At 71.4% G+C, this 12,212-nt stretch carries 12 protein-coding genes; 7 read left to right on the top strand and 5 right to left on the bottom strand.

What is annotated here, in order from left to right:
- From OO63_RS37875 to OO63_RS37855, 5 genes are all read left to right on the top strand, one after another.
- A partial coding sequence (locus OO63_RS37875; protein WP_051811600.1) for a molybdopterin molybdotransferase MoeA occupies positions 1–1,209 on the top strand: 1,209 nt, incomplete at its 5' end.
- Positions 1,206–2,321, top strand: a complete 1,116-nt coding sequence (locus OO63_RS37870; protein ID WP_051811598.1) for a potassium channel family protein — start codon at positions 1,206–1,208, stop codon at positions 2,319–2,321. The genes OO63_RS37875 and OO63_RS37870, both read left to right, overlap by 4 nt.
- 74 nt (positions 2,322–2,395) lie before the next feature.
- A complete protein-coding gene (locus OO63_RS37865; protein WP_030362313.1) occupies positions 2,396–3,391 on the top strand; it encodes an NAD(P)H-quinone oxidoreductase in 996 nt (331 codons plus the stop codon).
- Positions 3,392–3,639: 248 nt separating this feature from the next.
- Complete coding sequence (locus OO63_RS42680) at positions 3,640–4,185, top strand: hypothetical protein (RefSeq protein WP_157854125.1); 546 nt, start codon at positions 3,640–3,642, stop codon at positions 4,183–4,185.
- Between the two features lie 200 nt (positions 4,186–4,385).
- A complete protein-coding gene (locus tag OO63_RS37855; RefSeq protein ID WP_030362315.1) occupies positions 4,386–4,925 on the top strand; it encodes a bacterial proteasome activator family protein in 540 nt (179 codons plus the stop codon).
- A gap of 121 nt (positions 4,926–5,046) precedes the next feature.
- On the opposite strand, the gene OO63_RS37850 is transcribed toward OO63_RS37855, so the two are convergent.
- Both OO63_RS37850 and OO63_RS37845 read right to left on the bottom strand, forming a co-directional pair.
- Positions 5,047–5,508, bottom strand: coding sequence for a carboxymuconolactone decarboxylase family protein (locus tag OO63_RS37850; RefSeq protein WP_030362316.1), 462 nt, complete (start codon positions 5,506–5,508; stop codon positions 5,047–5,049).
- Between the two features lie 191 nt (positions 5,509–5,699).
- The gene (locus OO63_RS37845; protein WP_030362317.1) at positions 5,700–6,221 is read right to left on the bottom strand and encodes a hypothetical protein; all 522 of its coding nucleotides are present in this window, start codon (positions 6,219–6,221) and stop codon (positions 5,700–5,702) included.
- Positions 6,222–6,422: 201 nt separating this feature from the next.
- Between OO63_RS37845 and OO63_RS37840 the strand changes: the two genes are divergently transcribed.
- Positions 6,423–7,106, top strand: coding sequence for a TetR/AcrR family transcriptional regulator C-terminal domain-containing protein (locus tag OO63_RS37840; RefSeq protein WP_030362318.1), 684 nt, complete (start codon positions 6,423–6,425; stop codon positions 7,104–7,106).
- An 8-nt stretch (positions 7,107–7,114) separates the two neighbouring features.
- Here OO63_RS37840 and OO63_RS37835 read toward each other — a convergent pair whose 3' ends face one another.
- Entirely contained in the window at positions 7,115–8,749 is a 1,635-nt protein-coding gene (locus OO63_RS37835; protein WP_030362319.1) for a protein kinase domain-containing protein, read from the bottom strand.
- 365 nt (positions 8,750–9,114) lie between these two features.
- Here OO63_RS37835 and OO63_RS37830 point away from each other — a divergent pair, with 365 nt between their 5' ends.
- Entirely contained in the window at positions 9,115–10,695 is a 1,581-nt protein-coding gene (locus OO63_RS37830; RefSeq protein ID WP_078619613.1) for a protein kinase domain-containing protein, read from the top strand.
- On the opposite strand, the gene OO63_RS37825 is transcribed toward OO63_RS37830, so the two are convergent.
- A complete protein-coding gene (locus tag OO63_RS37825; protein ID WP_078619612.1) occupies positions 10,668–11,138 on the bottom strand; it encodes a pyridoxamine 5'-phosphate oxidase family protein in 471 nt (156 codons plus the stop codon). The genes OO63_RS37830 and OO63_RS37825 overlap by 28 nt on opposite strands.
- A gap of 179 nt (positions 11,139–11,317) precedes the next feature.
- Positions 11,318–11,977 (bottom strand): response regulator, encoded by a 660-nt coding sequence (locus OO63_RS37820; protein WP_030362322.1) that lies wholly within the window; start codon positions 11,975–11,977, stop codon positions 11,318–11,320.
- Positions 11,978–12,212: the final 235 nt, after the last annotated feature.

Here is a 12,212-nt window from a genome sequence, read left to right as displayed (position 1 = left end):
CCCCTCCCCCTCCCACTCCCGCTCCCCCAAACCCTCGGCCGCACCCTCTCCACCCCCCTCACCGCCCTCACCGACCTCCCCTCCTTCGACACCTCCGCGATGGACGGATGGGCCGTGGCGGGGCCGGGGCCCTGGGCGGTGCTGGCTGAAGGGATCCTCGCGGGGCAGGGCAGCCCCGAGCCGCTGGGGGACGGGGAAGCTGTGCGGATCGCGACCGGGGCCCGGATCCCGCGTGACACGACGGCCGTGATCCGCAGTGAGCACGGGCACGTCGACGGCAAGGGACGGCTGCACGCGCAGCGGGAGGTCGTACCGGGACAGGACATCCGGCCGCGCGGCCAGGAGTGCCGGGCGGGCGAACGACTCCTGCCGTCCGGCACGCTCGTGACCCCGGCCGTGCTCGGCCTCGCCGCGGCCGCCGGATACGACGCGCTGTACGTCGCTGCCCGCCCCCGGGTCGAAGTCCTCGTCCTCGGGGACGAGTTGCTGACCAAGGGGCTTCCTCAGGACGGCCTCATCCGGGACGCGCTCGGGCCGATGCTGCCGCCGTGGGTGCGGGCGCTGGGTGCGGAGGTGACCGCGGTGCGACGGCTCGGGGACGACGCCGAGGCGCTGTACGAAGCCCTCGCCACCTCCACGGCCGAGGTCCTCGTGACGACCGGAGGCACCGCGTCCGGCCCTGTCGACCACGTCCACCCCACGCTGCGCCGCCTCGGCGCCGAACTGCTCGTCGACGGGGTCGCCGTCCGCCCAGGCCACCCCATGCTGCTCGCCCGCCTCCCCTCCGGAGAGGAGGGCGCGGGCGGCGCCGACAGCACGGGCGTGCGCCACCTCGTCGGACTCCCCGGCAACCCCCTCGCCGCCGTCTCCGGCCTCCTCACCCTGGCCGAGCCCCTGCTGCGCGGGCTCGCGAGCCGCCCCGCCGCGGAGCCGTACACCGCGCCCCTGCGTGCGGACGTACACGGCCATCCGCAGGACACCCGGCTCGTCCCGGTCGTGCTGCGCGGGGAGCACGCCGTACCGCTGCACTACAACGGCCCCGCGATGCTGCGGGGCATCGCCGTCGCCGACGGGCTCGCGGTGATTCCGCCGGGCGGCGCGCGTCGGGGGCGGGAGCTGGAGATCCTTGATCTGCCCTGGACCGAACCGGGCGTCCTGCCCGGTGAGTTGGGCATCGGCGGCCCCGACGACGAGGTGTGTTTCACGTGAAACTTCCCGGCCATGACGCCATCGCGCGCCAAGCCGACGAACATTTGGTGACGCATCGGGTCAAACTGCCCCGACGCGTGGTCGAGCGTCCGCTGGTCCAGGTCGGCAAGCGGCTCCTGATGGCGTTGTGCGTGCTCGCGCTGACGATCCTGATCGTGTGGCTCGACCGCGAGGGCTATCACGACAACGCGAACAACGAGGTCGACCTGCTCGATGCCTCGTACTACGCCACCGTGACGCTCTCCACCACCGGATACGGCGACATCGTGCCGCACAGCGACAGCGCGCGGCTCACCAATATCGTGCTGATCACGCCGCTGCGCGTGCTCTTTCTGATCATCCTGGTCGGCACCACCCTGGAAGTGCTCACCGAACGCACCCGCGAGGAATGGCGGCTGTCCCGCTGGAGGTCCAACTTGCGTGATCACACAGTCGTCGTCGGCTTCGGCACCAAGGGCCGGTCGGCGGTGCAGACACTGCAGGCGACCGGGTTGAAGCCCGAGCAGATCGTGATCGTCGACCCGAGCTCGAAGGCCGTCGACGCGGCCACGACGGAGGGCTTCGCCGGGGTCGTCGGCGACGCGACCCGCAGTGACGTCCTGCTCCGCGCCGAACTGCAGCGCGCCCGCCAGATCATCATCGCCACCCAGCGCGACGACACGGCGGTCCTCGTCACGCTCACCGCCCGGCAGCTGAACCGCGGGGCGAAGATCGTGACGGCGGTCCGCGAGGAGGAGAACGCGCCGCTGCTGCGCCAGTCCGGCGCCGACGCCGTCATCACCAGCGCCAGCGCGGCGGGCCGACTCCTTGGCCTGTCGGTGCTCAGCCCCAGCGCGGGCCTGGTCATGGAAGACCTGATCCAGCAGGGCAGCGGGCTCGACCTCGTCGAAAGGCCGGTGATAAAGGCCGAGGTGGGGCGGGGTGTGCGGGAGACGGACGACTTGATCGTGAGTGTCGTACGCGGCCATCGGGTCCTCGGGTACGACGATCCGGCGATCGGCGAGCTGCAGTTGACGGACCGTCTGATCACCATCGTGCGGGCGTCGCCGAATGCGACGGCCACGCCGCCCCCGGCTGCGACGGAGGCGTGGCGGTCACCCCGGCAGGGCTGAGCGTGGGGTGGGTGTCCGCCCGCCCGGAGTGACCCCGCCCCGGAGTGACCCCGCCCCGGAGTAGCCTCGCCCGCATGTATGCGATCACGATCCCCGAACCCGGCGGACCCGAGGCGCTTCAGTGGGCCGAGGTCCCCGATCCCGTACCCGGCGAGGGCGAAGTCCTCATCGACGTGGCCGCCAGTGCCGTGAACCGCGCCGACCTGCTGCAACGGCAGGGGTTCTACGATCCGCCGCCCGGCTCGTCCCCGTACCCCGGCCTGGAGTGCTCGGGCCGGATCGCCGCGCTCGGGCCCGGTGTCGTGGGCTGGTCGGTCGGCGACGAGGTGTGCGCGCTGCTCGCGGGCGGCGGGTACGCGGAGCGGGTCGCCGTGCCCGCCGGGCAGGTGCTGCCCGTGCCGGACGGCGTCGACCTCGTCACCGCGGCCGCGCTGCCCGAGGTCACCTCGACGGTCTGGTCGAACGTGTTCATGGTCGCCCATCTGCGCCCCGGCGAGACGCTGCTCGCGCACGGCGGCGCGAGCGGCATCGGCACCATGGCGATCCAGCTCGCGAAGGCCGTCGGCGCCAAGGTGGCGGTGACGGCGGGCGGCAAGGAGAAGCTGGCGTACTGCGGGGAGCTGGGCGCCGACGTGCTCATCGACTACCGCGAGCAGGACTTCGTCGAGGAGGTCCGGGCCGCCACGGACGGCGCCGGGGCGGACGTGATCCTGGACATCATGGGCGCCAAGTACCTGGACCGGAACGTGCGGGCCCTCGCCGTCAACGGCCGCCTCGCCATCATCGGCATGCAGGGCGGCGTGAAGGCCGAGCTGAACATCGCCGCGCTCCTCGGCAAGCGCGGCGCCATCACCGCGACCTCGCTGCGGGGCCGCCCCGTGGCCGAGAAGACGGCGATCGTCGCGGCCGTACGCGAGCACGTCTGGCCCCTGATCGGCGCGGGCCAGGTCCGTCCCGTCGTCGACCGCACCCTCCCGATGCGGGACGCCGCGGCGGCGCACCGGGTGCTTGAGGAGAGCGGGCACATCGGCAAGGTGCTCCTCGTGCGGGAGGAGCAGGGGGCGGTCTGAGCGGACCGACGGCGGCTGGTCCGGTGCGGGGCTTCTCCTTCGGGGCCCCGGTGCCGGGCCTTCCGCCGGGAGCCGGGGGCGCCTGTTCCCGGCGCCGCCCCCGGCGGGAGTCCCACCCGAGATGCCGGATGCCGCACCTCATGTGACGCTGGCCGTACGCCCATTGATCCCGCCCGCGGCGCGGATCCGGGCGTTCTGCGATCTCTGCGATCTCGGCGAAGACCCGGCACCGGGAGGGGGCCAGCGCGGTGACTTCACGGCTGCGGGGCGCGCTGCGCGCGGCGGGACCACCGGTGCTGCTCGCGCTGCTGCTCCCCGCCGGACCCGGTACGCCGACGGCGCACGCGGCCCCCGCCGCCCCCGCCGCCCTCTCCGCCCTCGCGGCTCCCGCCACCCCTGACGCCCCCACAGCGCCCAAAGCGCCCACGGCACCTCCCGCACCCCCCGCACCCCCCACCACACCGTCCCCCACCGCATCCGCCCCCTACTACGGCACCGGCTCCCTCGCCGGAAGCCGGGCGGGGGAAGGACGGCTGCGGCCCGGGCGCGCGGACCCCGTGGCCGTGCCCGACCCCGCCGTCTGGCGGCCCCTGCCGCCCCCGCCGCGCGAGGTACGAAGGCCCGAGCGGCCACGGGCGACGACCCCCGTCGAGCCCGGCTCGGCCGACGCGCCCCGGGAGCGGGCGGCCGAGGGGCCGGCGTTCCCCGGCCTGCGCGTACTGCCGCTCGGCGGCGGGATGGTCCTGATCGGCCTGGGCCTCGGCTTCCTCGGCCTGCGCCTGCGCCGTGGCTGAGCGGGGCGTATCGGGGGCGGATCCACCCGGGCGCGGCCCGGCGGGCGCCGTCACCCGACCGGCGCAGTCCCGCCCGCGCGAGCCCGCCACCGCCCCGGTGGACCACACAGTGGACAACACACAGGCGCCCGTACACGGTGGATCATCTTCCGACGGGGGCACCACGGATGTGTGGACAACAGGTACGAGAGAATGGCGGCATGGAGATGCCGAGGAACGAACGGTCGCCGGAGAACCCCCAGGTCCTGGTCGTGGGTCAGGACGGGATGGCTCTCGGTGGCGGAGACGACGAGTCCCGCGAGGTCCCGGTGACGGACATGGTCGAGCAGCCCGCGAAGGTCATGCGCATCGGCAGCATGATCAAGCAGCTTCTGGAAGAGGTGCGCGCCGCGCCTCTGGACGAGGCGAGCCGAGTGCGGCTCAAGGAGATCCACGCCAGCTCGGTGAAGGAGCTGGAGGACGGCCTCGCGCCCGAGCTCGTCGAGGAGTTGGAGCGGCTTTCGCTGCCGTTCACGGACGAGACGACGCCGAGTGACGCGGAACTGCGGATCGCGCAGGCGCAGTTGGTGGGCTGGCTCGAAGGGCTCTTCCACGGGATCCAGACGACGCTGTTCGCCCAGCAGATGGCCGCGCGGGCCCAGTTGGAGCAGATGCGCCGGGCGCTGCCGCCGGGTGTGGGCGGCGGCGAGGACGGCGAGGACGGCGGCATCGCGGGCCGTACGGGCGGCCCTTACCTCTAGGACCTGTCCGATGGGTCGGCGCGGCGTCGCGGACCCATCGACAGGCCCTAGGACCTCGTGGCGCGAGGGGCCCGGCACACAGAACGTGTGCCGGGCCCCTTACTCATGCGTGCCGCATCGCTCAGCCCCACTTCGTACCGGCGGGCTCCTTGATCGTCGTGTTGATGCGGTTGAACAGGTTCGTCACGCCGATGACGAGGATCAGGGCGGACAGCTCCCGCTCGTCGAAGTGGTCGGCGACCTCGTCCCACAGCTCGTCCGGCACGGACTCCGTGGAGCGGTCGGCGAGGCGGGTGACGTTCTCGGTCAGGGCGAGGGCGGCGCGCTCGGCGTCGGTGAAGAAGGGGGCGTCGCGCCAGGCGGCCACGGCGGCGATCCGCTCCCCGCTGGTCCCGGCCTTGACGAGGTTCTCGTTGTGGGCGTGGACGCAGGCGCCGCAGCCGTTGATCTGGCTGGCCCGCAGGCCCACGAGCTCCTGGAGCTCGTGGGGGAGGCCGCTCTCGCCGATGGCCTTGAAGAGGGTGCCGATGCCCTTGATGCCGTCGGGGAGGACGAAAGCCGGGTTCTTCATACGCGCCTGCATGATTGTTTCCTTCGGGTTCGGTCCGCGTGCCGCGGACGACTGTGTTCGTGCTCGTGGTGGCTGTGGCCCGGCCGGTGCCTCGCCGCCTTGCTTCACTTCACTGACGGAGGGCGCGAGGCGAATGTGACCGGTGCGGGGAAAAAAGTTCTCGCGGGCTCTCGCGGGCTCCGACGGACTCCTGCGGGGCCGCGTCAGCCCGCCACCGCGATCCCGACCAGCGCGAGCGCCGACCCGCCGAACACCACCACGTGGCGGACGTTCTGCAGGACCGTCACCCAGCCGGGGAACGCGCCCTCGGCGGCCTTGAGGAACGCGGCCACGTCGATGCGGGCGAGCACCGGGTCGCCCTTGCGCCGGAAGGCGGTCTCCACGGAGCGGGTCGCGGTCAGGTTGCTGTGCAGGATCAGGGCGTTCATGGCGATGACGAGGGACTGGAAGACCCAGGTCAGCGGGTGGGACCAGGCGTGGTCCGCGAGGCCGAGCCCGGCCAGGGTGACCATCACCGCGGCGACCGCGAGCGGGGCGAGGGTCTCGTGGCCGCCCGCGTCGAACCGCAGCCCGTTGGCCTCAAGGACCCCGGCGGGCACGCCCTGGCGGTCCAGCTCGCGGTCGGCGGCGGCCTTGGCTGCGGGGCCGAAGCGGTGGCGGACCAGCGGGATGCTGAGGAAGGCGGCGGCGACGAGCAGCTGGCAGACGACGGCGACGGTGCTCATGGGGCTCTCCTTGCGGGACGTGTGGGTGGGGGACAGGCCCCGCGGCAGCGACTCGGACTGCGACCCGGACTGCGACTTGAACTAAGTACAGGAAGACCGTAGAGCAGAACTTGAACTATGTGCAATAGGATCCTGCACTTAGTTCAAGAAGTCTGCTCCTGAACTTTGTGCGAGAGGGAGTGCGGGGCCTAAGGTCGGTCCATGCCGCGCAACACGCTGACCAAGGACCAGATCATCAGGACGGCCGTCGAGCTACTCGACGACGAGGGCCTCGAAGGCCTGAACATGCGCAGCCTCGGCAAGCGCCTCGACTCGGCGGCGACCGCGGTGTACTGGCACGTCAAGAACAAGGACGACCTCGTCGAGCTCGTCGGCGACGAGGTGTGGAACGAGATCGAGCTGGCCGACCCGGACGCCGTCGGCTGGCGCGCGGCGGTCACGTCGATGGCCGTCGGGCTGCACGAGATGTGCACGCGGCACCCGTGGCTGGTGCAGGCCTTCGGCTCGTACCTGTTCTACGGCCCCGCGAAGGCCCGGTACGACGACCACTGCCTGGCCGTCCACGAGGGCGCGGGCTTCACCCGCGCGGAGGCGGACCGGGCCGCGGCCGGCGTCTTCACCTTCGTCCTCGGCAACGTCCTCGGCACCGCCGCCACCGCCTCCCTCACCCGCCGCCTGAGCCGCGAGGACGGCGACCCGGCCGAGCGCCTCGCGGACTTCATGGCCAAGGCCCGCAAGGTGGCCGAGGCCTACCCCCACCTGCGCACCCGCCTGGAAACCCCCGCAGCCGAACTCGGCGCCTCCCCCGAGGGCACCTTCACCCACGGCCTGTCGACCCTCCTCGACGGCTACGAGCGCCAACTCGCCGCCCGCCGAGGTGCCTGAGCCGACCGTCAGGCCGGGTTGCCCGTCGAGATCCCGAACTGGAACTCCGGCGGGTCCTTCGGGTCGATGTCCGTACCCTCCTTGGGGTACTGCGTCATGACGGTGTCTTCGCCGTAGGTGTTCTCGTCGACCTTGTTCGGGTCGTACTGCCATCCGCTGGCCTGGAGGCAGGACTTCACCGACTGCCAGTCCTTGAACCGGAAGTCGGGCATCTTGACCTTGTCCGGGTCGTTGTACGCCGTGTCCGGCTCCGTGCACACGGTCTTCTCGACCGTCTTGGTGCGGTCCGGGCCGCGGTGGCCCGCCACCGGCTTCTTGGATTCCTTGCTGTCGCCGCCCTCGTCGCCGCCGCCGTTCATCGTGACCGCCGCGATGACGCCGCCGATGGCGAGCAGGGCGACGACGATCGAGCCGATGATGACCGGCATGTTCCGCTTGCCGCCGCCGGAGCCGCCGGAGCCGCCGCTGGGGGACGGGGTGGTGGTCGCGGGCTGCGGGGAGAGGTTGTAGGGGGGCGGGGTCTGGGCGGACTGGGGGGCGTAGGCGTTGGTGGGGGCCGGGGTCTGGTAGCCCTGCTGGGGGTAGCCGTAGCCCGGAGTGGGGGTCGGGGCGGGGGTCGCGGGGCCGTAGGGGCCCGGCTGGTACGGGGTCTGGACGCCGCCCGCGGCCGGGGCGGCCGTGTCGACCGGCGGGAACACCGCGGAGCCGACGCCCGCGCCGCTCGCGGTCTGCGCGCCCGGCACGATGCTGGGGGCCGCGACCTGGAAGGACTGGGCGACGCGCAGGCACTCGTCGCGCATCGCCTCGGCGGTCGGGAAGCGCTCGTTCGGGTTCTTCTTCAGCGCGCGGGCGACGATCGCGTCGATCGCGGGCGGAAGGGAACGGTTGATCGAGGAGGGAGCGACCGGCTCCTCCTGGACGTGTGCGTACGCAATGGCCAGCGGGGAGTCCGCCTCGAACGGGAGGCGTCCGGTCACCAGCTGGAAGAGCATGATGCCGACGGAGTAGAGGTCGGAGCGCGCGTCGACGCCGCGGCCGAGGGCCTGCTCCGGGGAGAGGTACTGCGGGGTGCCGACGACCATGCCGGTCTGGGTCATCGACGTGACGCCGGACTGCATGGCGCGGGCGATGCCGAAGTCCATGACCTTGACGACGTTGCGCTTGGTCATCATCACGTTGCCGGGCTTGATGTCGCGGTGGACAAGACCCATCTCGTGGCTGATCTCCAGCGCCGCGAGCACATCGGCGGTGATCTTCAGGGCCTGGTCGCTCGGCATCGCGCCGTGCTGGCGGATCGCCGCGTCCAGGACCGAGCCGAGCGGCTTGCCCTCGACGTACTCCATGACGATGTACGGCATGGTCGCGCCGCCGAGATCGTCCTCGCCGGTGTCGAAGACCGACACGATGTTGGTGTGCGTGAGCTTGGCCACGGACTGCGCCTCGCGGCGGAAGCGCTCGCGGAAGGACTGCTCGCGACCCAGCTCCGTGTGGAGTGTCTTGATCGCGACCTGCCGGTCGAGCACCGTGTCGTACGCGAGGTGGACCGAGGCCATGCCGCCCTCGCCGAGCAGATCGCGCAGCTGATAGCGGCCACCGGCCAGTGAACTGCCCGCGTACCGGCCCTGAGCGCCGTCCTGGCTCATGTTCGTGCGTCCCCCATCGGCGCGGGCGCGAGACGGCGCCGCTGCTGTGACTGTGGCTATGGGTGCGATCGGCTGATGTCTTTATGACTGCGATCGTTCCGCTATTCCTGGCCAAGTCTGCCCGAGGGCCCCGACACGTCAAGCTCGGTGCCCGTTCCGTGACCGTACGCGCAAGAAGAGTCTCGGAAGCGTTACAAGTTTGCCCCTCGGGGCGCCCGGCGGGTTTGATGGCCGGTCCAGCTCGGACCGGCGGGCCCCGTGAAGGCTGTAGCGTGGCACGGCGGAGTACCCCGTACCGCTCTATCACGTATCCGGTACACGCTCCTCACACGACGGACCACGATCAGAAACGACGGCGAGGACTGATGGCACAGACGCAGCGCGCTCAGGGCCCGTCCGACCCCGAGGCGTCTGGCGGCGGAATGTCGGATGTGCCCGAGATGTGGGGCAATGGCGGGCTCGTCGGAGATGGCCGGTACCGGCTCACCCGCAGGCTCGGCCGCGGTGGCATGGCCGAGGTGTTCGCCGCCGAGGACGTACGCCTCGGGCGCACGGTCGCGGTCAAGCTGCTCCGCTCCGACCTCGCCGAGGACCCGGTGTCCAAGGCCCGCTTCACGCGCGAGGCCCAGTCCGTGGCGGGCCTGAACCACCACGCGGTCGTCGGGGTCTACGACTCCGGCGAGGACCACATCAACGGCAACTCCGTGCCGTACATCGTGATGGAGCTGGTCGAGGGCCGCACGATCCGGGACCTGCTGATCAACGCCGAGGCCCCGGGCCCCGAGCAGGCCCTGATCATCGTCTCGGGCGTGCTCGAGGCGCTCGCGTACTCCCACCAGCACGGCATCGTGCACCGCGACATCAAGCCCGCCAACGTCAGCATCACCCACACCGGTTCCGTGAAGGTGATGGACTTCGGCATCGCGCGCGCCCTGCACGGGGCGCAGTCGACGATGACGCAGACCGGCATGGTCATGGGCACGCCGCAGTACCTCTCGCCCGAGCAGGCGCTCGGCAAGGCCGTCGACCACCGCAGCGACCTGTACGCGACCGGTTGTCTGCTGTACGAACTGCTCGCGCTCAGGCCGCCGTTCACCGGCGAGACGCCGCTCTCGGTGGTCTACCAGCACGTCCAGGACGCTCCCGTGCCGCCCTCCGAGGTCTCCGACGCGGCGCCGCCGGAGCTCGACGGGCTCGTCATGCGCTCCCTCGCCAAGGACCCGGACGACCGCTTCCAGACCGCCGAGGAGATGCGCGGGCTCGTCCAGTACGGCCTGCAGATGCTCGCCGAGCAGGGCAGCCACACCGGGACCTGGAACACCGGGCCCGTCGAGATGGCCGGGATGCACGAGGGCGGTCACACGCCCGCGATGGGCGTCGCCGGTACGGCCGCCATGCCGCACCCCGGTGACTCCGGCACTCAGCAGATCCCCGGGCCGATGCTGCGGCCGCCGGGCGGCGACGACGGCGGCTTCGACGGCGGTCACCGTGACGGCGGCCGGGGGCGTGGGCGCGGCAAGGTGTGGATCCTCGCCGTGCTCGCGGTCATCGCGATCGTCGCGGGTGTCGCCTTCGCGCTGTCCGCGGCGGACGACAAGGGCGACAAGAAGGACAAGACGCCCACGACTCCCTCGACGAAGCAGTCACAGGAGAAGTCACCCAGCAAGAGCAAGGAAGAGGAGACGCCCGACGGGGCGACTCAGCCCGGTGGGGACGGCAGTGGGGGGCAGACCGGGGACTGGACTCGGCAGCCCACGCAGGACACTCAGCAGCCCACGCAGCCGACTGATCCGCCGACCGACCCGACGGACCCGCCCACGGACCCGACCGACCCGCCCACGGACCCGACCGACCCGCCCACCGAGCCGACCGATCCTCAGTCGCCGCCGGATGACGGGGGCAACAACGAGGGGGCCGCTCAGGGCGGCGAGGGCGACACGGAGTAGCACCTCGCCGGGCCGCCCACGGGGGTGAGCGCCCGGGAGGCGCCGTCCCCGGCCCGGGTCAGCGTGTGCACCTTCGCCAGTTGAGGGTCTATCCGTAGATACACCGGGTCGAAGAGGTCGCCGTCCACGTAGTGCGGGGTGGGGCCGAAGAGCTCCAGGTCGCGGGTCGTGGGGGTGAAGGTCTCGCACATGCCGACGAACTGGACCGTCCACTGGCCGTCGCGGGCCGTCTCGGTGGAGAGGTTGTCGGCGCCGTACGCGACCACGCTGCCCACGCACGCCTGGTGGTAGCCGAAGCCCCGGTGCATGCGCAGCAGGATGCGTCCTTCGACCACCACGTGCCGGGCCACCGCGAGGAAGGGCAGCGCGCGCATGCTGGTCGCCACCCTGCCGTAGTCCGTGCGCCGCAGCAGGTCGTAGGCGAGCTGTTCTTCGGTCGGCATTCCCCCACCCTGCGTCAGCGGCCCGCGCCGGAAGAAGAGCCGCCCGCCCCTCAAGAGGGGGCCATAAGTCCCGTGTAAGGCTGCCCCGTGGGGCAGAAGCGGGCAGAGGGGGCAGTGGGGGCGGAGACGGCGGACAGGGGGCGGAAGGGGGCGGAAGGGGGCAGACAGGGGGTGGGGCGTCAGCGCCGCTCGGCCTGCATCCGGGCCACGTACGCGGCGGCCTGCGACCGGCGCTCCATGCCGAGCTTGGACAGCAGGCTGGAGACGTAATTCTTGATCGTCTTCTCGGCGAGGTGCAGTCGCTCGCCGATGGCGCGATTGGTCAGGCCCTCGCCGATCAGGTCCAGGATCTTGCGTTCCTGTTCGGTGAGGTTCGCGAGCCGGTCGTCGCCCTTGGGGTTCTTGCCGTCGCGCAGGCGCTCCAGGACGCGGGCCGTGGCGACCGGGTCGAGCAGGGACTTTCCGGCGGCGACATCGCGCACCGCGGAGAGGAGTTCATTGCCGCGAATGGCTTTGAGCACATAGCCGGAAGCACCGGCCATGATGGCGTCGAAGAGGGCCTCGTCATCGGCGAACGACGTGAGCATCAGGCATTTGATGTCGTCGCTCTGGGAACGGATCTCACGGCACACCTCGACCCCGCTGCCGTCCGGAAGCCGCACGTCGAGGACCGCTACATCAGGCCGCGTGGCCGGAATCCGCACCAGTGCGTCCGCCGCCGTGCCGGCCTCGCCGACCACCTCGATGTCGGACTCCACGGAGAGCAGTTCGTGGACTCCGCGCCGCACGACTTCGTGATCGTCGAGCAGGAATACGGTGATTTTTCCTTCTTCGCGCACCCTGCCAGTGTCACACATCAAGTCTTCCCGTGCCCGGGGTGCCCGGGATAACGTGCCGGTGTTCCGGCCCCCTGCCAGGCTGTGATCAGTGCTGTGACCAGGCTGTGTTTCCGTTCTTCTCGATTTAGTCGGATTTCCTAGCGGAATTTACTTGGAAATCCAAGCAAAATTGCAGGTCAGACGGGGTTTCACAGTTTTGGTACGCACTGGGTAACGTGCTTGGAGAAGGGCGCTC

This window comes from Streptomyces alboflavus, assembly GCF_000716675.1.
Lineage (GTDB): Bacteria > Actinomycetota > Actinomycetes > Streptomycetales > Streptomycetaceae > Streptomyces > Streptomyces alboflavus.
Note: the sequence above shows the minus strand (reverse complement) of the source record. Positions and strands in the feature narration are given on the sequence as shown.